At 60.9% G+C, this 25,456-nt stretch carries 24 protein-coding genes and 1 pseudogene; 10 read left to right on the top strand and 15 right to left on the bottom strand.

Going from position 1 to position 25,456, the window contains the following annotated elements; all coding sequences use genetic code 11:
• Positions 1 to 60: 60 nt before the first annotated feature.
• The 3 genes from ACIQV9_RS21390 to ACIQV9_RS21400 are packed head-to-tail and all read left to right on the top strand — an operon-like array spanning position 61 to position 3,503.
• Entirely contained in the window at positions 61 to 1,164 is a 1,104-nt protein-coding gene (locus ACIQV9_RS21390) for a polyamine ABC transporter substrate-binding protein (RefSeq protein ID WP_403105539.1), read from the top strand.
• A gap of 30 nt (positions 1,165 to 1,194) precedes the next feature.
• Complete coding sequence (locus ACIQV9_RS21395) at positions 1,195 to 2,613, top strand: aminotransferase (RefSeq protein ID WP_403105542.1); 1,419 nt, start codon at positions 1,195 to 1,197, stop codon at positions 2,611 to 2,613.
• On the top strand, positions 2,610 to 3,503 hold the full coding sequence (locus ACIQV9_RS21400) for a LuxR C-terminal-related transcriptional regulator (RefSeq protein ID WP_403105545.1): 894 nt from the start codon (positions 2,610 to 2,612) through the stop codon (positions 3,501 to 3,503). The genes ACIQV9_RS21395 and ACIQV9_RS21400 overlap by 4 nt, the downstream gene beginning before the upstream one ends.
• Positions 3,504 to 3,657: 154 nt before the next feature.
• On the opposite strand, the gene paaZ is transcribed toward ACIQV9_RS21400, so the two are convergent.
• The 9 genes from paaZ to paaA all read right to left on the bottom strand — a co-directional run bounded on the left by paaZ (position 3,658) and on the right by paaA (position 12,960).
• A complete protein-coding gene (paaZ, locus tag ACIQV9_RS21405) occupies positions 3,658 to 5,727 on the bottom strand; it encodes a phenylacetic acid degradation bifunctional protein PaaZ (protein WP_403105548.1) in 2,070 nt (689 codons plus the stop codon).
• A gap of 58 nt (positions 5,728 to 5,785) precedes the next feature.
• The gene (locus ACIQV9_RS21410; RefSeq protein WP_403105550.1) at positions 5,786 to 7,039 is read right to left on the bottom strand and encodes an OprD family porin; all 1,254 of its coding nucleotides are present in this window, start codon (positions 7,037 to 7,039) and stop codon (positions 5,786 to 5,788) included.
• A 34-nt stretch (positions 7,040 to 7,073) separates the two neighbouring features.
• Complete coding sequence (locus ACIQV9_RS21415; RefSeq protein WP_403105553.1) at positions 7,074 to 8,720, bottom strand: cation acetate symporter; 1,647 nt, start codon at positions 8,718 to 8,720, stop codon at positions 7,074 to 7,076.
• Positions 8,717 to 9,025 carry a DUF485 domain-containing protein gene (locus tag ACIQV9_RS21420; RefSeq protein WP_403105556.1) on the bottom strand — a complete coding sequence of 103 codons (309 nt, stop codon included), beginning with the start codon at positions 9,023 to 9,025 and terminating at the stop codon, positions 8,717 to 8,719. Before ACIQV9_RS21420 ends, ACIQV9_RS21415 begins: the two co-directional genes overlap by 4 nt.
• Before the next feature lie 236 nt (positions 9,026 to 9,261).
• On the bottom strand, positions 9,262 to 10,338 hold the full coding sequence (paaE, locus tag ACIQV9_RS21425; RefSeq protein WP_403105559.1) for a 1,2-phenylacetyl-CoA epoxidase subunit PaaE: 1,077 nt from the start codon (positions 10,336 to 10,338) through the stop codon (positions 9,262 to 9,264).
• Between the two features lie 33 nt (positions 10,339 to 10,371).
• Positions 10,372 to 10,905: a 1,2-phenylacetyl-CoA epoxidase subunit PaaD gene (gene paaD, locus ACIQV9_RS21430; RefSeq protein WP_403105562.1), complete on the bottom strand. Its 534-nt coding sequence runs from the start codon at positions 10,903 to 10,905 to the stop codon at positions 10,372 to 10,374.
• Positions 10,892 to 11,653 (bottom strand): 1,2-phenylacetyl-CoA epoxidase subunit PaaC, encoded by a 762-nt coding sequence (paaC, locus tag ACIQV9_RS21435; RefSeq protein WP_403105565.1) that lies wholly within the window; start codon positions 11,651 to 11,653, stop codon positions 10,892 to 10,894. The genes paaD and paaC overlap by 14 nt, the downstream gene beginning before the upstream one ends.
• Before the next feature lie 8 nt (positions 11,654 to 11,661).
• A complete protein-coding gene (paaB, locus tag ACIQV9_RS21440) occupies positions 11,662 to 11,943 on the bottom strand; it encodes a 1,2-phenylacetyl-CoA epoxidase subunit PaaB (protein WP_003208899.1) in 282 nt (93 codons plus the stop codon).
• Between the two features lie 27 nt (positions 11,944 to 11,970).
• The gene (paaA, locus tag ACIQV9_RS21445; RefSeq protein ID WP_403105569.1) at positions 11,971 to 12,960 is read right to left on the bottom strand and encodes a 1,2-phenylacetyl-CoA epoxidase subunit PaaA; all 990 of its coding nucleotides are present in this window, start codon (positions 12,958 to 12,960) and stop codon (positions 11,971 to 11,973) included.
• Between the two features lie 564 nt (positions 12,961 to 13,524).
• Between paaA and ACIQV9_RS21450 the strand changes: the two genes are divergently transcribed.
• Complete coding sequence (locus ACIQV9_RS21450) at positions 13,525 to 14,259, top strand: hypothetical protein (protein WP_403105572.1); 735 nt, start codon at positions 13,525 to 13,527, stop codon at positions 14,257 to 14,259.
• A gap of 58 nt (positions 14,260 to 14,317) precedes the next feature.
• Positions 14,318 to 14,878, top strand: a complete 561-nt coding sequence (locus tag ACIQV9_RS21455) for a hypothetical protein (protein WP_403105575.1) — start codon at positions 14,318 to 14,320, stop codon at positions 14,876 to 14,878.
• Positions 14,879 to 15,049: 171 nt separating this feature from the next.
• Here the strand turns inward: ACIQV9_RS21455 and paaK are convergent, their stop codons facing one another.
• From paaK to paaF, 6 genes are all read right to left on the bottom strand, one after another.
• Positions 15,050 to 16,375, bottom strand: coding sequence for a phenylacetate--CoA ligase PaaK (gene paaK / locus ACIQV9_RS21460; RefSeq protein WP_403105578.1), 1,326 nt, complete (start codon positions 16,373 to 16,375; stop codon positions 15,050 to 15,052).
• Between the two features lie 99 nt (positions 16,376 to 16,474).
• On the bottom strand, positions 16,475 to 17,686 hold the full coding sequence (gene pcaF, locus ACIQV9_RS21465; protein ID WP_403105581.1) for a 3-oxoadipyl-CoA thiolase: 1,212 nt from the start codon (positions 17,684 to 17,686) through the stop codon (positions 16,475 to 16,477).
• Complete coding sequence (paaI, locus tag ACIQV9_RS21470; RefSeq protein ID WP_403105584.1) at positions 17,679 to 18,128, bottom strand: hydroxyphenylacetyl-CoA thioesterase PaaI; 450 nt, start codon at positions 18,126 to 18,128, stop codon at positions 17,679 to 17,681. Before paaI ends, pcaF begins: the two co-directional genes overlap by 8 nt.
• Positions 18,115 to 19,638 carry a 3-hydroxyacyl-CoA dehydrogenase PaaH gene (gene paaH, locus ACIQV9_RS21475; protein WP_403105587.1) on the bottom strand — a complete coding sequence of 508 codons (1,524 nt, stop codon included), beginning with the start codon at positions 19,636 to 19,638 and terminating at the stop codon, positions 18,115 to 18,117. Before paaH ends, paaI begins: the two co-directional genes overlap by 14 nt.
• A 3-nt stretch (positions 19,639 to 19,641) precedes the next feature.
• The gene (gene paaG / locus ACIQV9_RS21480; protein ID WP_403105680.1) at positions 19,642 to 20,433 is read right to left on the bottom strand and encodes a 2-(1,2-epoxy-1,2-dihydrophenyl)acetyl-CoA isomerase PaaG; all 792 of its coding nucleotides are present in this window, start codon (positions 20,431 to 20,433) and stop codon (positions 19,642 to 19,644) included.
• Between the two features lie 62 nt (positions 20,434 to 20,495).
• A complete protein-coding gene (paaF, locus tag ACIQV9_RS21485) occupies positions 20,496 to 21,269 on the bottom strand; it encodes a 2,3-dehydroadipyl-CoA hydratase PaaF (RefSeq protein WP_403105590.1) in 774 nt (257 codons plus the stop codon).
• A 361-nt stretch (positions 21,270 to 21,630) separates the two neighbouring features.
• Here paaF and paaY point away from each other — a divergent pair, with 361 nt between their 5' ends.
• From paaY to ACIQV9_RS21510, 5 genes and pseudogenes are all read left to right on the top strand, one after another.
• Positions 21,631 to 22,227, top strand: coding sequence for a phenylacetic acid degradation protein PaaY (paaY, locus tag ACIQV9_RS21490; RefSeq protein WP_403105593.1), 597 nt, complete (start codon positions 21,631 to 21,633; stop codon positions 22,225 to 22,227).
• Between the two features lie 214 nt (positions 22,228 to 22,441).
• Positions 22,442 to 23,365 (top strand): phenylacetic acid degradation operon negative regulatory protein PaaX, encoded by a 924-nt coding sequence (gene paaX / locus ACIQV9_RS21495; protein ID WP_403105596.1) that lies wholly within the window; start codon positions 22,442 to 22,444, stop codon positions 23,363 to 23,365.
• A gap of 9 nt (positions 23,366 to 23,374) precedes the next feature.
• A pseudogene (locus tag ACIQV9_RS21500) lies at positions 23,375 to 23,773 on the top strand (aldehyde dehydrogenase family protein); the annotation flags it as partial.
• Positions 23,774 to 23,911: 138 nt separating this feature from the next.
• Positions 23,912 to 24,412 (top strand): sigma-70 family RNA polymerase sigma factor, encoded by a 501-nt coding sequence (locus ACIQV9_RS21505; RefSeq protein ID WP_403105599.1) that lies wholly within the window; start codon positions 23,912 to 23,914, stop codon positions 24,410 to 24,412.
• 40 nt (positions 24,413 to 24,452) lie between these two features.
• Positions 24,453 to 25,427, top strand: a complete 975-nt coding sequence (locus ACIQV9_RS21510; protein WP_403105602.1) for a FecR family protein — start codon at positions 24,453 to 24,455, stop codon at positions 25,425 to 25,427.
• Positions 25,428 to 25,456 lie beyond the last annotated feature (29 nt).

A 25,456-nucleotide genomic window follows, 5' to 3' on the forward strand; every position in this document is an offset into this window, starting at 1 on the left:
ACCAATAGTGGAGTCATCCGCTCATCCAGATCGGAACTCGCTTGATAAGGTGAATTTGCTATGCGCAAGGCCTTCTTGGTGATGCTTGGTGCGTTGATTTTGCCGCTGTCGGCAGTCGTCCACGGCGCCGAAGTGGACGATAACAACACGTTGCGGCTGTACAACTGGGCGGATTACATCGGCGAAAAAACCATTGCCGACTTTCAGAAAGCCACCGGCATCCGCGTGATCTACGACACTTTTGATGCCTATGAAACGGTTCAGGCCAAGTTGCTCACCGGCCATTCCGGCTATGACCTGGTGGTGTTGAACGCCTCCCTCGCGCCACCGCTGATCAAAGCCAAAGTGTTCCAGCCGCTCGATAAAAAGTTGCTGCCCGGCTGGGCCAACCTTGACCCGAAAGTCCTGCAGGACTTGCAGGGATTTGATGCTGGCACGTTGTACTCGGCGCCCTATACCTGGGGCAGCAATGGCATCACGTACAACGTCGACAAAATCAAAGAACGCATGCCGGATGCGCCGATTGGCTCGCTGGCGATGATCTTCGATCCGAAAATCGTCTCGCGCTTCGCCGATTGCGGCGTGACCCTGGTCGATGCGCCGACCGAAGTCATTCCACTGGCCTTGAAATATCTGGGGCGCGACCCGAGAAGCGCCGCGCCCGAGGACCTCAAAGCCGCCCAGGATTTGCTGCTGTCGGTCAGGCCGTATATCCGCAAGTTCGACTCGGTCAACTACCTGACCAGCCTGCCCAATGGCGATGTGTGCATGGCCATGACCTGGTCGGGCGATTATGCGACCGCCATGGCCCGCGCCGAAGAAGCCAAATTGAAGATCAAACTGGCCTATTTCATTCCCAAGGAAGGTTCGCTGATCTGGTTCGACAACCTGTACATCCCCGCCGATGCGCCCCACGTGGCGAACGCGCACAAGTTCCTCGATTACTTGATGCAGCCACAAGTCATGGCCGACGTGACGGACTTCATTCACTACGCCAACAGCAACGCGGCGGCCACGCCACTGGTGCGCGCCGATGTGCGCAACAACCCGGCGATTTATCCCGATGACGAAACCCGCCAGCGCCTGTTTCCGCAGAAAACCCAGGATGCCAAAGAGATGCGTGCCATGACCCGCGTCTGGAGCACGGTGAAGAGCGGGATTTGATTGTTTACCCCTTTGGTTTGAGGTTTTTGTATGGCTACTCCAACTCAGAAAGTGCTGTCGACCGTCGATAATGCCCACTTGGTCAAAGCCGATAAAGCGCACTACATGCACGGCTATCACATGTTCGACGAACACGCCGAACAGGGTGCGCTGAACATTGTGGCCGGTGATGGTGCTTATATTTACGACACCCAGGGCAACCGGTTTCTCGATGCGGTCGGCGGCATGTGGTGTACGAATATAGGTCTGGGCCGTGAAGAAATGGCACTGGCGATTGCCGACCAGGTCCGTCAACTGGCGTATTCGAATCCGTTTTCCGACATGTCCAACAACGTCGCCATCCAGTTATGCGAGAAACTCGCCAGCCTGGCTCCCGGCGACCTCGATCACGTGTTCCTGACCACCGGCGGCTCCACCGCCGTGGACACCGCGTACCGGTTGATTCAGTACTATCAGAACTGCCGTGGCAAACCGGAAAAGAAGCACGTCATCGCCCGTTTCAACGCGTATCACGGCTCCACCACCTTGACCATGTCGATCGGCAACAAGGCCGCCGACCGCGTGCCGGAGTTCGATTACGCCAACGACAAGATTCACCACGTCTCCAACCCCAACCCTTACCGGGCGCCGGACGGCATGGACGAGGCGCAGTTTCTCGAGTTTCTGATCAAGGAGTTCGAAGACAAGATTCTGTCCATCGGCGCGGACAAGGTCGCGGGCTTCTTTGCCGAGCCGATCATGGGCTCCGGCGGCGTGATCATTCCGCCCAAGGGCTACCTGAAACGCATGTGGGAAGTCTGCCAGCGCTACGACATTCTGTTTGTCGCCGATGAAGTGGTGACGTCGTTCGGGCGTCTGGGCAAGTTCTTCGCCTCATACGATGTGTTCGATGTTCAGCCGGACATCATCACCACGGCCAAGGGTCTGACCTCGGCATATTTGCCGTTGGGCGCGTGCATTTTTTCCGAGCGCATCTGGAAGGTCATCGCCGAGCCTGGCAAAGGCCGTTGCTTTACCCACGGCTTCACCTACAGCGGCCACCCGGTCTGCTGCACGGCGGCGTTGAAGAACATCGAGATCATCGAGCGCGAAAACCTGCTGGAGCATGTCGACGTGGTCGGCGCCTATCTGGAACAGCGTCTGGCCACACTCAGCGACCTGCCGCTGGTAGGCGATGTGCGCTGCCAGAAGTTCATGGCCTGCGTGGAATTCGTGGCCGATAAACGCACCAAGGCGTTGTTCGCCGACGAGATCAACATCGGCGAAATGATTCATTCCCGGGCGCAGGCCCGGGGGCTGCTGGTGCGGCCGATCATGCACCTTAATGTCATGTCGCCGCCGCTGATCCTGTCTTGCGCCCAGGTGGATGAAATCGTCGAGATCCTGCGGGTGTGCATTCTTGAAGTGGCGGGCGAACTTGAGCAGAACGGCCAGTATTTCGGCCAATGAGTTCGGTGAATCTGCGGTTACCCGGGGCCGGTTCACCCGCTAGACTGCGGGGCATGAGCAAACCCAACGATGACACATTGATCGCCTTGCCCTTCGGCGCCTTGCATAAATGGCACGGCGACCTGGGCCAGGCATTCGCCCATATCGATGAGCCCGATGCGCTGAGCTTCCTGGCGTCGGCCTTCGGGCATCTGGTGTCCATCGAATCGGTGATGATCAGCCTGGAACACAAGGACCGCCCGCCACAATTGTTGTATCAGCGCGGCATTCCGGAAAAATACCGGGAGTCGATCATCGACCGCTATTTTTCCGGGGGCTACCTGCTCGACCCGTTTTGCCTGGCGGTGGAGCAGGGGTTGGCCGAAGGGTTTTATCACCTGGAGGACATCGCCCCGGACAACTTCTTCGACAGTGAGTACTACAAGACTTACTACTTGAAGGCCGGGAGTTCGGAAGACAGTTTTTACATTGTCGATACCGGCCATGACACCCAGGTGTCGGTGAGCCTGTTTCAAGGCTTTGGCGGGGAAAGCCTGCGGGTTGAACAGCTGAACCTGCTGCGGGCGGTCGAGCCGCTGGTGCGCGAATTCATCAGCGAATTTGGACGCCGGGGCTTGCAGCACAGCGCCGTCAATGAGGGCGTGCGTGACGATCTCAAGCAACGCGTGCAGTCAGCCTTCGAGCAGTTCGGCTGCGATTTGCTGACCGAGCGCGAGCGGGAAGTGGCGCACATGGTGCTGCGGGGGCACTCGGTGAAGTCCACGGCCAGCCTGATGAGCATCTCGCCGGAGACGGTGCGCATGCACCGCAAGAATCTTTATCTGAAGTTGGAGATCGGTTCACAGTCGGAACTGTTTGCGTTGTTCATCGAGTGGTTACGCAAGCACTGATCCAACCGCCAACCTATCTCCCCTGTAGGAGTGAGCCTGCTCGCGAATGCGGACTGACATTCAACATCCATGTCGACTGACATACCGCTTTCGCGAGCAGACTCGCGCCTACAGGGGGCGGGTTGATCACAGGATTTGTGATCAACCGTCGGGGTCAGTCCTCGCGTTTAACGACCAGCGTCAGAATGTCATAGCTGGCGACCAGCTCCCCCAGTTGGTTGGTGACTTCGACATCCCACGCCACCACCCCCTGCGGTATCCCTTGCGGGCTCTTCTTGCCCTGATCAATCTTGCGCTTGCAGGTCAGGCGCGCCTGAATCGTGTCGCCGATCCCCACCGGATTAATGAAGCGCAACGTGTCCAGGCCATAGTTGGCCAGCACCGGCCCCGGCGCAGGCGAGACAAACAAACCAGCCGCCGCCGAGAGCACGAAGTAGCCGTGGGCAATACGCTTGCCGAATTGCGATTCCTTGGCGGCGATGTCATCGAAGTGCATGTAGAAGTGATCGCCCGACAGGCAACCAAAGTTCACCAGGTCGGCCTCGGTCACGGTGCGGCGGTGGGTCAGCAGCGATTCGCCGATCTGCAGATCCTGGAAGAACCGGCGGAACGGATGGACTTCGGTTTCGATGACCTTGGCGCCGCGCACGTATTCGCCGGTGACCGCCGCCAACATCGTCGGTGAGCCTTGCACTGCCGCGCGTTGCAGGTAATGTTTCACCGCACGCAGACCGCCGAGTTCCTCACCGCCGCCGGCGCGCCCCGGGCCGCCGTGTTTGAGTTGTGGCAGGGGCGAACCGTGGCCGGTGGATTCGGCGGCAGACTCGCGGTCGAGCACCAGCAAACGGCCGTGCCAGGCGGCAGCGACCGGGATTGCTTTGGCTGCGATCTGTGGGTCCTTGGTGATCAGACTCGCCACCAGACTGCCTTTGCCGCGAGCGGCCAGAGCCAGCGCTTCGTCCAGATCGTCATAAGCCATCAGGGTGCTGACCGGCCCGAACGCTTCGATATCGTGAGCACCGCCTTCGGCGTGCGGGTCGCGGGATTTCAACAGCGTCGGCGCAAAGAACGCACCCTGGCTGACGTTTTCACCGCGCGGCTCGAAACCATCACGGGCACCGAACAGCATATCGCTGCTCTGCAACAGGCTTTCCAGACGCTCGGCGACGTCTTTTTGCTGATCGTGGGAGGCCAGGGCGCCCATGCGTACGCCTTCCACCGACGGGTCGCCGACCACGACTTTCTTCAGTCGATCGCGCAGGCGCGTGGCAACCGCATCAATATGCTTGGCCGGAACAATGGCGCGGCGAATGGCGGTGCATTTCTGCCCGGCCTTGGTGGTCATTTCCCGGGCGACTTCCTTGATGAACAGCTCGAACTCTTCGTCGTCCGGGCTGACATCCGGAGCGAGGATCGCGCAGTTCAACGAGTCGGCTTCAGCGTTAAAGGGCACCGAGTTGCGGATCAGGTTCGGGTTGACCCGCAGCTTGGCCGCGGTGTCGGCGGAACCGGTGAACGTCACCACATCCTGACCTTGCAGGCGATCAAGCAGGTCACCGGTGCCGCCAATGATCAATTGCAGACTGCCCGCCGGTAGCAGACTGGACTCATCCATCAAGCGCACCACGGCTTCGGTCAGGTAGCTGGTGGCGCTGGCCGGTTTGACGATGCACGGCATGCCGGCGAGAAAGCTCGGGGCGAATTTTTCCAGCATGCCCCAGATCGGGAAGTTGAACGCGTTGATGTGCACCGCCAGGCCGCCTCGCGGCACCAGGATATGCGTGCCGGCGAAGGTGCCGAGTTTGCTCAGTTGCATCGCCGGGCCTTCGTGGACGATGTTGCCCGACGGCAATTCCCGCGAACCAAGGCTGGCGTAGGTGAACAGCGTGCTGTTGCCGCCTTCGATGTCGATCCAGCTGTCGGCACGGGTGGCGCCGCTGTGGTGCGAAATCGCGTAGAGCTGTTCCTTGCGTTCGCTGAGGTACAAGGCCAGGGCCTTGAGACGCTGCGCCCGTTGCTGGAAATCCAGCGCCATCAAGCCACTGACGCCCTGGCGACGACCATGCTCGATGGCTTCGGCGAAGTCCGGACGCTCTTCGTGGGTACGCGCAATCTCATGGCCATCGATGGCGCTGCGCAGCACCTGGGCGCCGTGTTGGCCGATCCAGCGACCGGCGATGAAACTTTGCAGGGTAGGGGCATGCAGTGTAGGTGAAGAGGGCATCACGATTGCTCCTGGTGATGAAAAATGTCGGCGCGGTCGCGACCGCGCCATGCAGGGATTACCAAAGCGCCACGGTGTAACCGACAATCAGCCGGTTCTCATCGATGGCGGTAGTCAAGCCATTGCCGGAACGGAAGGTCACATTGCGCCAGCGCAGGCTGACGTCCTTGAACAGGCCGCTCTGGATGACGTAACTGATGTCGGTGTCACGCTCCCACTCGCGGCCGTTATCGACGCTGCCAGCCTTGACGTGGCGACCGTCGGTGTAGCGCGTCATGAAGGTCAGGCCGGGGATGCCTTGCGCCGCGAAGTCATAGTCGTAACGCAGCTGCCAGGAGTCCTCGTCGGCGCGGGTGTAGGTGTTGTAGGTCACCAGGTTGACCACGTACGGATCGCCGCCGTTGAGGAACGGAAAAGCGCTGTCGCCGGACAACTGCTGGTACGTGGCACTGACCTTGTGGGCCCCGTGGGACACGGTGAACATGCTGTTGAAGTTGCGGTTGTCGATACGCCCGGCGCGTTCGGCACCGTCGCCGCGGCTGTCGAAATAACGCAGGTCGCTGCGCAGGTTGAAACCGTTGCCCAGGGGCTGGGTATGCACCAGCCCGACGAACTGCTGGCGATAAATCTGATCGAGCTGGCCGTAGTAGTAGCTCAGGTTCAGTTGCGGGCTGAAGGCGTAGCTGCCGCCGGCAAAATCGAAGTGCTCGCTGCTGGTGGCGCCGTAGCCGATGTCATCGTTGCTGGAGGAGTCACGCAGGTTGGCCTTGGTCAGGCGCCCGGTATTGACCGTCAGGCCGCTGATTTCCTGACTGGTGAGCAAGCCACCCTCAAAGGTCGAACCCAGTAAACGGGTGTCGTTGTAGGTCGCCACCGGCAGCAAGGGTTGCAGGGTGCCGAGCTTCAACACGCTTTTGGACACCCGCAGCTTGCCGGTCAGTCCCAGTTGGCTGAACTCGTCCGCCGGTTCATGACTGTTCGGGCCGTAGGGCAAAAGCCCTGTGCCACGGCGATCCGGGCTGGAATCGAGTTTCAGTCCCAACTCTCCCAGCGCGTCCAGGCCGAAGCCGAACGTGCCGTCGGTGAACCCGGACTCGATGCGCGCAGTGAACCCCTGCGCCCATTCTTCAGCCTTGGATTGTGGCGCGTTGTCCTGACGGAAATCGCGGTTGATGTAGTGGTTGCGCATTTCAATACGGGCCTTGCTGTCGCTGACAAAGTCGGCCATGGCGCTGGGGGCGACCATGGGCAGACTCAATGCGGCGGCTAACGAAAACAGTGATTCGTAGGGTGCGATACGCGCGGGCTTCATTATTTTTATTCCCTGACATCAGATCGGTCGTTAATTAGTGCTTGCTGGCGCCGGAGGCACCGATGCCGGTCATCGAACGGATGAACTGCGCCAGATAACGGCCACGCTCAAGGGCAGCTCGAGGCGAGGTGTCGGTGACCGAAAATACCCAGGCGCTTAAGAAGGCCAGGCTCATGGAAAACAGCGCCGGGTTGGAGTAAGGGAACAGCGCCTTGTCGTGATGCAGAACGTTGACCCACACCGCCGGGCTCAACACCAGCAAGACAATCGCCGAGATCAACCCGGCCAGGCTGCCGGTCACGGCACCACGGGTGGTCAGGCCTTTCCAGTACATCGAGAGGAACAGCACCGGAAAGTTAACCGAGGCGGCAATGGCCAGTACCAGGCCGGACAGGAACGCGATGTTCTGCGATTCGAACAGCAAGCCGAGGATGATCGCCAGCACGCCGATGCACAGCGTGGCGATCCGCGAGACGCGAATTTCCTGCTGCTCGGTGGCTTGGCCCTTGCGCATCACGCAGGCATACAAATCGTGGGACACCGCCGAGGCACCGGACAACGCCAGTCCGGCGACCACCGCCAGAATGGTGGCGAAGGCGACCGCCGAAATGAAACCGAGGAACAGATTGCCGCCCACGGCCTGGGCCAGGTGCACGGCGATCATGTTGCCGCCGCCGATGATTGCGCCGTTGGCATCGCGAAACGCTGGATCGGTACCGACCATGACGATCGCGCCGAAGCCGACGATGATCAGCAGCAAGTAGAAGTAGCCGATGAACCCGGTGGCGTAGAACACGCTTTTACGCGCTTCTTTGGCATCGCTGACCGTGAAGAAACGCATCAGGATGTGCGGCAGGCCGGCGGTGCCGAACATCATGCCCACTCCCAGCGAGATCGCATCGATCGGGTTTGACAGCAAACCACCGGGCGCCATGATCGCGTTGCCCTTGGCGTGCACGGCGGTGGCGCCGGCGAACATCGCTTCGGTGCTGAAACCGAAATGCTTGAGCACCATGAAGGCCATGAACGAGGTGCCAAACAACAACATCACGGCTTTGATGATCTGCACCCAGGTGGTGGCGAGCATGCCGCCGAAGGTTACGTAAAAGACCATCAACACGCCGACCAGCATCACCGCGTAGAGGTAATCGATGCCGAACAGCAATTCGATCAACTTGCCGGCGCCGACCATTTGCGCAACCAGGTACATCAGGGCCACGGTCAGGGTGCCAAAGGCCGACGTCAGGCGCACCGGGGTTTGTTCAAGACGATAGGAGACCACGTCGGCGAAGGTGTATTTGCCGAGGTTGCGCAGGCGTTCGGCGATCAAAAACAAAATGATCGGCCAGCCGGCCAACACGCCCAACGCGTACAACAAACCGTCATAACCGTTGAGGAACATCATCGCCGAGATGCCTAGAAAGGACGCCGCGGAGATCATGTCGCCGGCAATCGCCAGACCGTTCTGAAAACCGGTCATGCCACCGCCCGCGGTGTAGAAGTCGCTGGCGGAGCGGGTGCGCAAAGCAGCCCAGCGCGTCACTCCGAGGGTGAACAGCACGAACACCAGGAACATGCCGATGGCGTTCCAGTTCAGCGGGCGGGACGCGCCGTCGGCCGCGACCGCAAGGTCCGTAAACACTGCCAGCGGCAGCAGCAATAACGCGAGAAGACGGCTCATCGGGCGCACTCCTGCTTCAGCTTTTCATTCAACGGGTCGATCACGTTGTTGGCGCGATAGACGTAGAAACCGGTCAGTGCGAAGGCCAGTACCACAATGACCACGCCGACCAGCATGCCCACGGTGGTCACGCCACCGCTCAGGGATTGCCCGAGGGTGCTGGGGGAGAACGCCACCAGCAAGACGAAGCCGAAATAGATCACCAGCATGATCAGCGACAGCGACCAGTACAGGTTTTGTTTGCGGCGTACCAACTGGATGAAGTCGGGGTTCTGGCGGATGAGTTCTACGTCTTTAGGTGTCATGGCGCGCTCTCTGTTGTTGTTTTTGTTGTGGGGTGAAACGTTAACCGTTGTCAAAACCTGCGTCCGGCCCTGTAGCAGCTGTCGAGCCCCAGCGAGGCTGCGTTCGGCTGCGAAGCAGTCGTAAAACCTGAGTACGCTGTTTTCCTGAAGTACTGCATCGCCTGATTTCACGACTGCTGCGCAGCCGAACGCAGCCTCGCTGGGGCTCGACAGCTGCTACAGGGCTGCGTCAAGCATCAGAGTTGGTCGAAATCCAGCACCACTTTGTCGCTGACCGGGAATGCCTGGCACGACAGCACATAGCCGGCGGCCACTTCGTAGTCTTCCAGGGCGTGGTTGCTGTCCATCTCCACTTCGCCTTCAATGACCTTGCATTTGCAGGTCGAGCACACGCCGGCCTTGCACGAGTAGGGCAGTTCGGCGCCCTGGGCATTGCCGGCATCAAGGAGGCTCATGCTGTTGCGCGGCAGGTCGAACGCCAGGGCTCGGCCGTCGCTGATGACGGTGATCTGGCTGACAGCGGCATCCACTTGCCGGGCCGCTTCGCGGGCCTGGCGCTTTTGCGGGCTGCCGGCGGCGGCGAACAGCTCGAAATGGATGCGCTCAGGCGGCATGCCTTTGGCTTTCAGGCTGTCGCGCACGGTCTCGGTCATCTCCTGCGGACCACAGATGAAGGCTGCATCGAGGGCCTTGACGTCGAGCCAGCGGGAGAACAGTTGCTCGCATTTCTCGGCGTTGATCCGGCCGTTATAGAGGTCGACGTCCTGCTGTTCGCGACTGAAGACGAAGATCAGGTTCAAGCGCTGCAGATAGCGATTCTTCAGGTCCTCCAGTTGTTCGCGAAACAACGCGCCGGAGCTGGAGCGATTGCCATACAACAACGTCACGCGGCTGTGCGGCTCGGTTTGCAGGGTGGTCTTGATGATCGACAGGATTGGCGTGATACCGCTGCCCGCCGCGACTGCCAGGTAATTGCCATGACGGGTCGGGTCGAGTTCGACATGAAAGTGTCCGGCGGGCGGCATCACTTCCAGGCTGTGCCCGGCCTTCAACTGTTCATTGGCGAACGCGGAGAAACGCCCACCGGCCACACGCTTGATGGCGATGCGCAGTTCACCGTCATTGACCCCGGTGCAGATCGAATAGGAGCGGCGCACTTCTTCGCCGTCCATCTGAATACGCATCACCAGGTGCTGGCCCTGGGTGAAGTGAAAACTGTCCTGCAGGTGCTGCGGAATCTCGAAGGCGATGGACACGGCGTCACGGGTTTCGGCGTGCACGTCCTTGATGGTCAGGCTGTGGAATTTACTCATTATTGTTCTCCTGCTGGGACGGCCGATTGCCGCTCAGATGCACTTGAAATAGTCGAACGGTTCCCGGCAATCGACGCAGCGGTACAACGCCTTGCACGCGGTGGAACCGAACTCGCTGAGCACCTCGGTGTGGGCGCTGCCGCATTGCGGGCAGACAACCACCGGGCTTTCGCCGAGCAGGCTGCGCTTGCTGGTGCTGCCCTCAGGCGGTGCGATGCCGTAGGTGCGCAGGCGTTCGCGGCCGATGTCGGTAATCCAGTCGGTGGTCCAGGCCGGGGTCAATTTGCGTTCCAGTTGCGGTGCCTTGAACCCGGCGAGTTCCAGCGCGTCGCGGATATCGCTTTCGATCACTTCGGTGGCGGGGCAACCGGAGTAGGTCGGCGTGACCACCACATGCAGGTGCCCGGCCTGCCAGTCGAGATCGCGGACAATGCCCAGGTCGACCACGCTGACCACCGGCACTTCCGGGTCCATGACCTGCGCCAACGTCGCCCACGCGGCCGCCAGGTCGGTCGGTTGAGCCGCCCGGGCGCCGAGGTCGCTGGCGATCAGCTCACCAGGTTGCATCGGGGTATGCTCGGGGCAGGAATTGCATCTCGGCCAGCAGAATGCCCAGGTGTTCGGTGTGCAGGCCTTTGCGTGCATTGAGGTAGAAATAGCTCGGTGTGGCGGGCATGGGCAGGGTTGCGCTGGCGAAAATCTCGTTGACCTTGGCTTGCCAGGCGGCGGCGACTTGCGCGGCGTCCGGGATGATGCCAGCGGCGCACAGGCGTTGTTCGCTGTCGTCGGCGCTGGTCAGCTCGACCGTGAAACGCCAGACCTCAGGGATCGCTGCGAGCATGCGCTGGTGGCTTTCCTCGGTGCCGTCACCCAGACGTTCGACCCATTCGCCGGAGCGACGCAGGTGATAGGTGACTTCCTTGACCGCTTTGGCGGCGATCCCGGCGATGCGTTCGTCAGTGGACTGGCTCAGGCCATTGAGGACTTGCAGGTGCCAGGCGTCGTAGAGAAATTGCTTGAGGATCGTCACCGCGTAATCGCCGTTGGGTTGTTCCACCAGCAGCAGGTTGCGATAAGCGCGCTCATCACGGCGGAAGGCGAGGTGATCGGCGTCACGTCCGTCATCCAGCAGTTCGGCGGCGTAATCCAGCCAGTTGCGTGCCTGGCCGACGAGGTCGAGGCCGACGTTCATCAGCGCCAGTTCTTCTTCCAGCGCCGGGGCCTTGCCGCACCATTGGCACAGGCGCTGGCCCTGGATCAGGGCGCTGTCGCCGAGGCGCAGCAGGTATTCGATCAGATCAGTCTGGTTGTTCATGGTCGACCTCACATGTGCCCGACTTCGGCCGGCAACTCGTAGAAGCTGGCGTGGCGATAAACCTTGTCGTCCGCCGGGTCGAACAGCGGGTCTTTTTCATCCGGCGACGACGCGGTGATCAGCGCGGAGGGCACCACCCATAGGCTCACGCCTTCACTGCGGCGGGTGTACAACTCGCGCGCGTTCTCGATGGCCATGGTGGTGTCGGCGGCATGCACGCTGCCGACATGCTTGTGATTGAGGCCGTGCTTGCTGCGCACGAAGACTTCAAAAAGGGTCCATTCAGACATTTCAGTGACTCCACATCAGGTGGCCGATCAGGCGGCGTTCTTGTTCTGTTTTTTTCGCGCGTGGGCAACCGCGGCTCCGCGGACCCAGGCGCCGTCTTCAATGGCTTTGCGGCGGGTGGCGACGCGTTCCTGGTTGCACGGGCCGTTGCCCTTGAGCACTTCGTAGAACTCGCTCCACTGGATGTCGCCGAAGTCGTAGTGGCCGCGTTCGGCGTTCCACTTCAGGTCCGGATCGGGGCAGGTGCAGCCCAACAGTTCCAGCTGCGGGATGGTCTGGTCGATGAAGCGCTGACGCAGTTCATCGTTGCTCTGGCGCTTGATTTTCCAGGCCATGGATTGGGCGCTGTTGGGGGAGTGTTCGTCGCTGGGGCCGAACATCATCAGCGACGGCCACCACAGGCGGTTGATCGCGTCCTGGACCATGTCTTTTTGCGCCTGATTGCCGTGGCGCATCATGGTCAGGAGGATTTCGTAGCCCTGGCGCTGGTGGAAACTTTCTTCCTTGCAGATCCGCACCATGGCCCGGGAGTAGGGGCCATAAGACGTGCGCTGCAACACCACCTGATTGACGATTGCGGCGCCGTCCACCAGCCAGCCCACTGCGCCCATGTCGGCCCAGTTCAGCGTTGGGTAATTGAAGATGCTCGAGTACTTGGCCTTTCCGCTGTGCAGCTTGGCGATTTCTTCGTCGCGGTCGGCACCGAGGGTTTCCATGGCGCTGTAGAGGTACAGGCCGTGGCCGGCTTCGTCCTGGATCTTGGCCATCAGTTGCAGTTTGCGTTTGAGCGAAGGCGCGCGGGTGACCCAGTTGCCTTCGGGCAGCATGCCGACGATTTCGGAGTGGGCGTGCTGGGAGATCTGCCGGATCAGGGTCTGGCGATAAGCATCAGGCATCCAGTTTTTGGCTTCGATCTTTATTTCTGAATCGATTTTTTCCTGGAAAGCGCGTTCCTGTTCGGACATTTCCGACAGGTCCTTGATGCGCTTTACGCCTGTTTCTACGAGCTGTGCGTACATTTTGGGTCTCCCGCCATGAATCTGTTCGAAGGCATGGAGAACTTTATAAGCGATACATAAATTAATATCAAACAGAAAATGTCGTGTCGTATGTGTTTTTGTATCGCTTTGGGATGGTTGGTTGGTTTGGGTGTATATCCGTTTGCTCGGTAACGGCGGCTTATGGTTCCGCCCTTACGGCGGGTTACTTGGAAAAGCGCCAAGTAACCAAGCGCTTTTGCCCCTGACGTTCGGTGCCTCGCTGTGGCTCGGCATGCTCTCGAGGGGGCGGTGCGTCAAGATCAAAGGCTGCAGGCGAGCTAACGCTCGGCCTGATGAGTGGTGAGAAGCAAAAGCTGTGCGCCGATCTGCTTTGCTTTATGTGGGGGTGGGCTTGCTCGCGAAGCTGTTGATCTTGCCGTTGCCGTTGATCGTTCCCTCGCGCAGCAAAGCAATGCATCCCGTGACGCTCCGCGTCACACATTGAGTCGAATTCTGGACAGCGTAATGGCTACTTAGTAGCATCCGCGGCATACGGATTTTTCTCCTGCGCGTCGATCGACGTGGGTCTAAAAAGGAATCGAAATGCACACGTTCACCCATGCCGATAAAAGCGTTGTTTTCACTGTCTTGAGCGGTGAAGTAGTGGGCAGCGAAAAACTAAGCGAGACCCGCGTGACCACCACTGGCGGCGTTCATGTGAACGGCAAGGACGGGGATCTCACGCCGGTGCGCGTCAGTTCGGTGTCGATCATCAATCATGAGTTCTGGGTCAAGACCCCGGATGGCGTCGAGCACGATGTGAAGCTGCGCGGCGTGGATATTCCGTTGCGCACGGGCCAGCACATCTCGCTCATCAGTGCCTTGAAAAAGGACGGTTCGGCCCTGCACACCATCCTGCTGAACCACACGGCGTCCAAGCGCTGGATCCTGCGTGACGCCAGCGCGCTGAATACCGAGCTGGAGCTGACGCCGTTCAACTGGAAGACCGTGCTGATCGTGTCGGGATTGTGCGTCGCCGGTATTGCCACCGCCGGGCTCGGCCTCCTGGCGGCGGGGGGGTATCTTTGCTACGCGTTGTATCAGGGCTCCCAGCGCAAGAAACTGCTGGTCAGCGACCTGAACGCTTACATCGAGAAGCTGGACGCTCTGGTCGCCAGTCATGTTCAGGCGCCCAGCCCTGTTCAAGTTGAAAGCCCCGTCCAGGTTGAACTCTCTTTTCAGCTCGAAAGCCCTGCACCCGCGCAAACCTCTGTCGAGGCTCAAAGCCCTGCGCTGAACAGTGATAGCGTGCGCAGGGCGCTGTCGCGCAATCTCTGATGAACTGATCTCGATTCGAGCTCGGCTCACGGCATCGTGATTTTTCAAGGGAATAGAGATGCACGACTACAGCTACGACAATATCGTTATCCGGTTCTGGACCCAGGGTGGCGTGATATTGAGCCGTGAGCGGCGCAGCGAGCCTGTTGCCTACGAGATTGAGGATGAGTACTGGATACGAACGCCTGATGGCCTGGAACTGGAACTGGTGTTCAATAATCCGGACTTCCGATATCGACCGGGTGACGAAGTCACCGTGGTCTATGCCGGAACGCGCAGCGGCAAGGAAAGCATTCCCACCCTTGTGCACAATCACAGCATTTCGCAAAGCGCCACCTTGGCGAGTGCGGAATGGCTGTTTGGGCAACTGATTCACCCGGCATCCCGAGGCATGATGCTATTGCTCTGTCTGATATTGACCGTCGTCACGACCTGGGTTTCTGGTGCATGGGGCTTGTCCTCGGGATTGATTGTTTACCTGCTTGCACGCGTCGAGGAAGCCCGGCGCAAGAATCGCATGATCATTGGATTGAAGGCGCATCTTGAAAGCTTGCGCGCGCAGTTCCACCGCGCAGATGAGCGTTTCGATGTCGATGGTGCACTGGCACGCAATCCCTGATCAAAAGATCGCAGACTCGTTTCACTCGACAGCTCCCACAGGGGGCTGGATGGACCCGCAAACGTCAGGCCGGCTGACAGGCCGCCATCGCGAGCAGGCTCGCTCCTACAGAGGGTGGGCGTTTACACAAAAAAAAGCCCCGCAAACGCGGGGCTCAAAAGGGTGCAGCAGTCATGCTTTCGGGCGCTTGTCCATCACGTGACACGCCTTGCCCTCGGAGCGTTTGATCGAATGCATCGGCTGCAAAACGATCCGTGAACTGATCCCGATGTACGTCTTGATGTGCCGACTCAACTCGGCACAAACAGCCTTCTGCTGGTCATCCCCCAAATGCTGATGTTCGGCTTTGAGCTCGACATGCACATCCACGCTGTCCAGATTGCCGTTGCGATACAGGTGAATCTCATAACACTCTGAAAGCTGTTTTATTTTGAGTACCTGTTCCTCGATCTGCGTCGGAAATACGTTGACCCCGCGAATGATCAACATGTCATCACTGCGCCCGGTGATCTTGTCGATCCGCCGCATCGGCCGCGCCGTGCCCGGCAACAGACGCGTCAGGTCGCGGGTGCGGTAGCGGATCATCGGCAGCGCTTCTTTGCTCAGCGAGGTAAACACCAGCTCACCCATCTGCCCGTCCGGCAGCACTTCGCCGGTTATTGGATCAATGATTTCCGGGTAGAAGTGGTCTTCCCAGATCGTCGGCCCGTCCTTGGTTTCCGCGCATTCCATGGCGACACCCGGGCCCATGATTTCTGAAAGGCCATAGATGTCCAGCGCGGTAATGCCCAAACGGTTCTCGATGGCGCTGCGCAGTTGGGCAGTCCACGGCTCGGCGCCGAAGATGCCCAGGCGCAGGGCCAGTTTGTGCGGGTCGATGCCCTGACGCTCGATTTCATCGGCAATGTTGAGCATGTACGACGGCGTGACCATGATGATGTCTGGCTGGAAATCCTTGATCAGTTGCACCTGTTTCTCAGTCTGGCCGCCCGACATCGGAATCACCGTGCACCCCAGGCGTTCGGCGCCGTAGTGGGCGCCGAGACCGCCGGTGAACAGGCCGTAGCCATAGGAAATATGCACCTTGTCGCCACGCCGGCCGCCCGCCGCGCGGATCGAGCGCGCGACGACATTGGCCCAGGTGTCGATGTCGTTCTGGGTGTAACCCACGACAGTCGGTTTGCCGGTGGTGCCGCTGGAGGCGTGCAGGCGCACGATGTCATGCATCGGCACAGCGAACATGCCGTAGGGATAGTTGTCGCGCAGGTCGGTTTTGGTGGTGAGCGGAAACTTCGCCAGGTCTTCCAGCGATTTGATGTCGTCCGGGTGCACGCCCAGGGCATCGAAGCGCTGACGGTATAGCGGCACATTGTTATAGGCGTGGTTCAGGCTCCAGCGCAGGCGATCCAGCTGGAGTTGACGGAGTTCGTCGATGCTGGCGGTTTCGATCGGGTCCAGCACGGGATCAAGCACGGCTTTGGCAATTGGCATGTTCATGACTTCACTCGAATTATTTTTGTGTTTCAGCCCTTTCGCACAAGGGCTTAGAGTGCATGTCCCAAGGATACCTCTCGGCTCCCCGGGAATCGCGATTCTTTAGTCGGACAGGCGCTCGATGATCAGCGCGATGCCCTGGCCGACGCCGATGCACATGGTGCACAAGGCATAGCGGCCCTGACGTTCTTCCAGTTCATGCAGGGCGGTGGTCACCAATCGTGCGCCACTCATGCCCAGCGGATGACCGAGGGCAATGGCGCCGCCGTTCGGGTTGACCCGCGCATCGGTGTCGCTCAGGCCCAGCTCGCGCAACACCGCCAGACCTTGCGCGGCAAAGGCTTCGTTGAGTTCGATCACGTCCATGTCGGCGAGGCTCAGGTTGGCCAGTTCCAGCACCTTGCGCGTTGCCGGCACCGGGCCGATGCCCATGATTCGCGGCTCGACCCCGGCCGTGGCCATCGCCACGACCCGGCCGCGCGCCTTCAGGCCATGGCGTTTGGCGACTTCCGGGCTGGCGAGCAATAGCGCGCAAGCCCCGTCGTTGACCCCGGACGCATTGCCGGCGGTGATGCTGCCGCCTTCGCGAAACGGCGTGCCGAGTTTCTGCAATTGCTCAAGCGTGGTGTCTCCGCGCGGGTGTTCGTCATGCTCGACGATTTTGGCCGGGCCTTTGCGCTGTGCAATCTCCACCGCGACGATTTCCTTGGCTAGGCGACCGCTGGCCTGTGCGGCGCCGGCGCGTTGCTGGCTGCGCAGGGCAAAGGCATCCTGGTCGGCGCGGGAGATATTGAACTGCTCGGCGACGTTCTCCGCGGTCTCCGGCATGGAATCGATGCCGTAGTTTTTTTTCATCAGCGGATTGACGAAGCGCCAGCCGATGGTGGTGTCGTAGACCTGCGCGTCACGGGAAAACGCTTGCTCGGCCTTGCCCATCACCAACGGCGCGCGCGACATCGATTCGACGCCACCGACCAGCATCAATCCGGCCTCGCCACAGCGAATCGCCCTGGCCGCCGTGCCGATGGCATCCAACCCGGAACCGCACAAACGGTTGAGCGTGGTGCCGGGCACGCTGACCGGCAACCCGGCCAGCAACGCCGACATGCGTGCGACGTTGCGGTTGTCTTCGCCGGCCTGGTTGGCGCAGCCGTAAATCACGTCATCCACGGCCGTCCAGTCCACCTGTGGGTGGCGGCGCAGCAATTCGCGCAACGGCACCGCGCCGAGGTCGTCGGCCCGCACGCTGCTCAAGGCGCCGGCGTAGCGGCCGATCGGGGTTCGCACCGCGTCGATGATCAAGGCGTCATTCATTCGGATTCTCCTGCGTCAGCACAGCGCCGCGCACTTTGTAGGATTTGCCATGGAACAGGGCGATCAACTGGCCCAGTTGGTTTTCGATGCGTACGTCGTAGTTGCCGGTACGACCTGAGCGGCTTTGCTCGGTGCAGTCGGCATTCAAGGTGTCGCCCAGGCGCGCCGGGGCGATGTAATCGATGCTGCAACCGATGGCCACGGTGGCTTCGTTGTAGCTGTTGCAGGCCACGGCAAACGCCGAGTCGGCGAGGGCGAACAGGTAGCCGCCGTGGCAAGTGCCGTGGCCCTGGATCATGTCGGCGCGCACGCTCATGCCGACGCGGGCGCAGCCTGGTGCGACGGAGAGCAGGCGCATGCCCATCGCCTGGCTGGCGGTGTCGCGCTTGAACAGCGCTTGCGCGCAGTCGCTGGCCAGGTTCATGGCTTCATGGTTGGTCATGAAAAGTCCTCCCTTCAGCGACCCGACGGCGCAACAGCAGCGACGGCCGATAACGTTCTTCGCCATAACTGGCTTGCAGGTTTTCCAGCACCTTGAGGATGAGCGAAAGGCCGATGGCATCGGCCCAGGCCAGCGGACCTTGCGGGTAATTGACCCCGGCACGCATCGCCAGGTCGACGTCGGCGGCCGAGGCCACGGCTTGCAGCACGGCATCGGCGGCTTCGTTGGCGAGCATGGCCACGGTGCGCAATACCGCGAGAGCGGGGCTGTCGCTGAGCGGGCTGACGGCGAATCCGACCCGTTGCAGCAAGGCGACGCCGTGGTCGAGGGCGCTCGAATCGATGTCTGCCGCGTAACTGATGGCGATGCGGCTGGCCTTGCCATAGTCGAATGCCAGGTCGAGCAGGATCAGGTTGCGCAGGCCATCTTCCCTGGCGCGCTGACAGGCCATGCGCCCGTCGCTCAACGCCAGCACCGCGTCGCCGACCCGCAGCAGGCCTTGGCCGTCGCGCTGAATGATCTCGATGTTGTGTTCACGCAGGCGCGGGATCAGCCCGTTGGCGATGCCCAGATCACCTTCTACAACGCAGGTTTCAACGGTCTGTTCGCTGCGGATGGAGGTCGGTTGCGGGCGCTCGACTCCTTCGGCATAGCGATAGAAGCCATGGCCGCTTTTACGGCCCAGGCGCCCCGCGTCCACCAGTTCTTTCTGGATCAGCGACGGCAAGAAGCGCGTGTCGCTGTAATACGCGTCGAACACCGAGCAGGTCACTGCATAGTTGACGTCATGGCCGATCAGGTCGGTGAGCTCGAACGCGCCCATGGCAAAGCCCCCGGCCTCGCGCATCAGCGTATCGAGGGTCGGAACATCGGCCGCGCCTTCCTGCAGCAGGCGCAGGCTTTCGGCGTAGAACGGACGGGCGACACGGTTGACGATAAACCCCGGTGTCGAGCGGGTGTGTACCGGTTTTTTACTCCAGGCTTTGGCGGTGTCGTACAGACACTCGGCCAACGCTGGGTCGCTGGCCAGGCCGGAGACGATTTCCACCAGCGCCATGACCGGCGCCGGGTTGAAGAAGTGCAGGCCGAGCAAACGTTGCGGGTGATTCAGTTGCGCGGCGATGCTGGTGATCGACAGCGAGGAAGTGTTGCTGGCGAGAATGCAGTGCTCACCGCAGATGCCTTCCAACTGGCGGAAGAGTGCGCGCTTGACCTCAAGGTTCTCGACGATGGCTTCGATGATCAGCGCGCAATCGGTCAGTGCCTCGATGGCTTCCACTGCCTGCAGGCGGGTGATGGTCGCCGTCCGCGCCTCGGGTGAAAGCTTGCCTTTCTCGACGCGTTTGCCCAGTTGGCGGTCAATGCCGTCGATGGCTTGCGCGGCAGCACCCGGACGATTGTCCAGCAGCAGCACCGGATGGCCGGCCTGCGCGGCGACCTGCGCGATGCCGGCGCCCATGGCTCCGGCGCCGATCACCGCGATGCGCGCGTTGGAATTCAATGCCGTCATGACTCAGCGCCCCTTGAAGCTTGGGCTGCGTTTTTCCATGAAGGCGCTGACGCCTTCACGGTAATCCTCGCTGCGCCCGGCCAGGCGTTGCAGGTCTTTTTCCAACTCCAGCTGTTCGTCGAAAGTGTTGCTCAGGCTGGCGTTCAGGCTGCGCTTGATCAGCGCCAGGCCGTAGGTTGGTTGGGTCGCCAAGTGGCGCGCGAGTGTCAGGGCTTCGTTGCGCAATTCGGCGTCGTCCACCACGCGGTAGATCAGGCCCCATTGCTCGGCCTGTTCGGCGCTCAGGCGATTACCGAGCAAGGCCAGCGCCTTGGCGCGGGCCATGCCGACCAGGCGCGGCAAGGTCCAGGTGCCGCCGGAGTCGGGGATCAAGCCGATTTTGCAGAAGGCCTGAATAAAGCTCGCCGAACGCGCCGCCAGCACCAAATCGCAAGCCAGCGGGATATTGGCGCCAGCGCCAGCGGCCACGCCGTTGACCGCGCAAATCACTGGCAGCGGCAGGTCGCGCAACTGGCGGATCAGCGGGTTGTAGAACTTCTCGATGGACTCACCCAAGTCCGGCACGGCGCTACCCGGCGCGACATTGCGGTCGCTGAGGTCTTGTCCGGCGCAAAAGCCGCGACCTTCGCCGGTCAGCAGCAATACGCGCACGTCCGGGTTCTGCCGGACCTGTTTCAGCGCTTCCTTCACTTCGCCATGCATCTGCGCGTTAAAGCTGTTGAGCTGCTCCGGGCGATTGAGGCTGAGCAGGGCGACACCGGCCTCGATGGAAAACAGGATGTGGTCGAAGTTCATGGTCATGGCGCTCTCTGAGAGGTCGTTCGATTCTTTTTTTGGGGTGGCGTGGCGATCCGGGCTTATTGCCCGGTAAAGGTCGGTGTGCGCTTTTCCTGAAAGGCTTGAATGCCTTCATCGCGATCGCGTGTACCGGCCAGCACGGTGAAGGCATGGCGCTCGAAACGCAGGCCGCTGGCAAGGTCGGTGTCCATCGCCTTGAGCAGTGCTTCCTTGGCCAGGCGCACCGCCAGCGGCGCTTTGCCAGCGATGCTGCGGGCGAGGTGCAGGGCGCGTTCTACGGTGAATTCCGGTTGGGTCACTTCGCTGACCAGGCCGGCGCGTTGGGCCTGGCGGGCATCGATCGGCTCGCCGGTCAGGACCATCTGCATGGCCATGGACTTGCCGACGGCGCGCAGCAAACGTTGGGTGCCACCGGCGCCGGGCATGATCCCCAGGTTGATTTCCGGTTGGCCGAAGCGGGCGTCTTCGCCGGCGATGATGATGTCGGCGTGCATCGCCAATTCGCAGCCACCGCCGAGGGCGAAGCCGTTGACGGCGGCGATCAGCGGTTTGTTGAAGCGGGTGATGGTCTGCCACGACGCCTGGCGCGGGTCGTCGAGAATGCCGACCAGATTGCGCTCGGCCATTTCCTTGATGTCGGCGCCGGCTGCGAAGGCTTTGCGGTTGCCGGTCAGGACTACGACGCGGGTAGCGGGATCGGCTTGTGCGGCGTTCAGTTCATCCGCCAGTTCACCCAGCAATTGGGTGGTCAGGGCGTTCAGCGCTTGCGGGCGCTGCAAGGTAATCAGGCGAACGCCGGGCTCGATGATCTCGACAGCAAGGGTCAGAGGCATGGCGGAGGCCCTCATGGTGCACGCTCGGCTGTGATGCCGGCTTATTGTTGGATTGGCGCGGTAGGCCGGTTTGGCCTGAGTATACCTGTAACGTGATACGCAAATGCAATAGTAAAATTTATTTAATGTGTCTCGTTGGTGGTTGTTTAGATTTTGGCGTGTGATCTGAGTTGGGTACTGATTACGCCGAATAAGCCAATTTCATTGGGTTTTATCGACGTTTTTTAGCGCGAAGGCGCGTGGCGTTCGACAGGATTCATAAGTGATACGGTTTTTGTGCTTGGTGATTGCAAAACCGACGTGATACAAAATGAACCTGTATCGGCATCGCTTTGTGAATGCCTTATAAAGAGAAGCGCTCATGACTTGCTACAGCCTCGATGGCTTGACCCCGGTGGTTGATCCCACGGCCTACGTTCATCCGTCCGCCGTGCTGATCGGCGATGTGATCATCGGCCCCCATTGCTACGTCGGGCCGCTGGCGAGTTTGCGTGGCGACTTTGGCCGGATCGTGCTGGAAGAGGGCGCCAACCTGCAGGACACCTGCGTGATGCACGGTTTCCCGGACAGCGACACCGTGGTCGAACGCAACGGGCATATCGGGCATGGCGCGGTATTGCACGGTTGCCGGGTCGGTGCCGATGCGCTGGTGGGGATGAATGCGGTGGTGATGGACAACGCGCGCATTGGCGCACGTTCATTTGTCTCGGCGGCCGCCTTCGTCAAAGCCGGATTCGACTGCCCGGAGCAGTCCCTGGTGATGGGCGCACCGGCCAGCGTCAAGCGCAGCCTCAGCGATGAAGAAGTGTCGTGGAAGCAGGCGGGCACCCGCGAGTATCAGCAACTGGCCAAGCGCTGCCTTGAACAGATGCAGGTCTGCGAACCGCTGAGCGAACCGGAACCCGACCGACCGCGCATTAGCGACAGCGGTCTTCGACCCAAAGGCAGCAGCGTGTGAGCACAATCCCCTGTAGGAGCGAACTGTGGCGAGGGGATTTATCCCCGTTGGGCTGCGAAGCGGCCCTGAAAATTTCGGCTGTAACATAGATTTTTACGACTGCTTCGCAGCCGAACGGGGATAAATCCCGTCGCCACAGTTCGCTCCCACAGGGGAATGCGATTAACTGGCAACATTCGGTATATTCCATTTCTTTTTTCAGCCCGGTACGCCCATGTCGTCCCTGACACCCTTGAACCACCTGATTACCCGATTCCAGGAGCAGACGCCCATCCGCGCCAGCTCCCTGATCATCACGTTGTATGGCGATGCCATCGAACCCCATGGCGGCACGGTGTGGCTGGGCAGTCTGATTCAGTTGCTCGAGCCCATCGGCATCAACGAACGATTGATCCGCACCTCGATTTTCCGCCTGACCAAAGAAGGCTGGCTGACCGCCGAAAAAGTCGGGCGCCGCAGCTACTACAGCCTGACCGGCACCGGTCGCCGACGGTTCGACAAGGCCTTCAAGCGCGTCTACAGCTCCACCGTGCCGGCGTGGGATGGCTCGTGGTGCCTGGTGATGCTGACGCAACTGACCCAGGACAAACGCAAACAAGTGCGCGAAGAACTGGAGTGGCAAGGTTTTGGTGCGATTTCGCCGGCGGTGCTGGCCTGTCCGCGCAGCGACCGTGCCGATGTCAACGCGACCTTGCTCGACCTCGGCGCCCAGGAAGACACCATCGTCTTCGAGACCACCGCGCAAGACGTACTGGCCTCCAAGGCCCTGCGTCTGCAGGTGCGCGAGAGCTGGAGCATCGAAGAACTGGCGGCCCATTACAGCGAGTTCATCCAACTGTTCCGACCGCTCTGGCAAGCCCTTCGCGAGCAGGAGAACCTGCAACCGTCCGACTGCTTCCTGGCACGGGTCCTGCTTATTCATGAGTATCGCAAACTGCTGTTGCGCGACCCGCAATTGCCGGACGAGTTGTTGCCCGGCGACTGGGAAGGCCGCGCCGCCCGCCAGTTGTGCCGCAACATCTACCGGTTGATCTACGCCAAGGCCGAGGAATGGCTGAACAGTGCACTGGAAACCGCCGACGGTCCGTTGCCGGACGTGGGCGAAAGTTTTTATCGACGGTTTGGCGGGCTGAAATAACCCGTCGTCGGCGCGTGGGTGGTGTCGGGCGGAGAGTTGCTGGAAGGCGAGGGCTTCTACGTGCAGCCGACCATTCTGGCCGACATCGACCACAGCATGGCCGTGGCCCGCGAAGAAGTGTTCGGTCCGGTGCTGGGCGTGATGCCGTTCGACGACGAAGACGCGGTGATCGCCCTGGCCAACGACAACCGTTATGGCCTGGCCGCCAGCCTGTGGACCAATGACCTCGGCAAAGCCATGAACCTGGTGCCGCGCATCGAAGCCGGCACCGTGTGGGTCAACGCCCATGTGCTGCTCGACCCGGCCATGCCGTTTGGTGGGGTCAAGCAATCGGGCATGGGCCGTGAGTTTGGGCGTGCGGTGATTGAGGCGTATACCGAGTTGAAGTCGGTGTGCATCGCGCATTGATTGAGTGATTTGCAACGGCCCCTGCAATGGGGGCTGTTGGCTTGACTGATTGACGTCGACTCTTCAAAACGTGGAATCCGTTGCTTCCAGTTAATAGGAAGCATTACTATTCACGCCCCCTCTCCACAGCACACCGCAATGACCCCCAAGCTGCCCCGCAGACACGGCTTTTTCGAGCATTACGAAGAGTTGGTTGGCACCTGGACCCGTCGCCTGAGAAATCGTCAGCAGGCCGAGGACCTGGCCCACGACACCTTTGTGCGGGTGCTTGAGTCCGATTCGTCGGCGGTGGAGCAACCCCGGGCGTATTTGCACCAGACCGCGCGCAACATCGCGGTGGATGGTTATCGGCGCGAGGACCGGCGGGGCGCCATGGAGTCGCAGGCGGTTGATCACAGTGCGTCGTCGTCCGGCGACCCGGAGCATTTCATGCATGCGATCCAGTTGGCTGATTCCATCGAACGGGCGCTCACCGAGCTGCCGGTCAACTGCCGCAAGGTGTTCGTCTGGCAGAAAATCGAAGGCCTGACCCAGGCGGAAATCGCCGAACGCCTGGGACTGTCCAAGAACATGGTGGAAAAGTATATGATCCGCACCTTGCGGCATCTGCGCGACCGCCTCAACGGACTGCACCCATGATCGGTCGCGCCTTCTCACCCCCAGCCCAACAGGAACTTCCATGATGGATACTCGTGCTTGTGCGTGCGGGCAAACGACGGTTCGCGACGACGCGGCGCGGTGGTTTGTGCGTTTGCAGGAACCGGCCGTGGATGTCGAGGAGTACCGCCGTTTCGAAGCCTGGCTGGCTGAACACCCTCAGCATCGCGACGAATTTCAGGTGCTCCAGGGCCTGTGGACGGCGGCCGATCTGCTGCCCGCCAAGCGTCTGCAAGCCCTGTGCGAAACGCCGCCGACACGTCGCAAACGTCAGCCGCTGGTGCGTTATGCGGTGGCGGCCAGTGGGCTGGCCGTGGCGCTCGGGTTGGGGTTGTTCAGCGGTTTGAATCACCCGGCGACGTACACCGCCGACTATTCCACGGCATTGGGCGAGCGCCGTCATGTGGCGTTGCCCGATGGCTCGGTGATTGACCTGAACAGCCGCAGCCGCCTTCAGGTGCGTTATGAAAAGGACCGTCGCGGCATCGAGTTGACCGAAGGCGAAGCGATGTTCAGCGTCGAGCACGACAGCAGTCGGCCGTTCGTGGTCGAGGCGGGCAGCGGCAAGGTGACCGTCACCGGCACGCGCTTCGATGTGCGCCGCGATCTCACCGAAACCCGGGTGGCGGTGGAGCAGGGCACGGTCAAGGTCCAGGGTCAGGGACCTGATGTCATCAGCCTCACCGCCGGCCTCGGCACTCGCGTCGATGCCAAAGGTGTGGTTGCCGCCGCTTATGCGGTCAATCCGGCGGAACTGACCGCCTGGCGTAGCGGCAAACTGGTGTTCAACAACGCCAGCCTCAGCGAGGTCGCCGCAGAAGTCTCGCGCTACCGCGAGAAGCCACTGACGGTCGGCAACGACAAAGTGGGCAATTTGCGCCTGACCAGCGTGTTCAAATCCGACAACACCGATGCGCTGCTCAAGGCCTTGCCGAGCATTCTGCCGGTGGTCGTGCGGACCCTTGATGACGGCAGTCAGGAAATAATTTCAAAATAGATTCAGGTTTTTTTCGAGTTCTTCGTCTT

The sequence above is a fragment of the Pseudomonas sp. NPDC099000 genome (genome assembly GCF_044759925.1).
Classification (GTDB): Bacteria; Pseudomonadota; Gammaproteobacteria; order Pseudomonadales; family Pseudomonadaceae; genus Aquipseudomonas.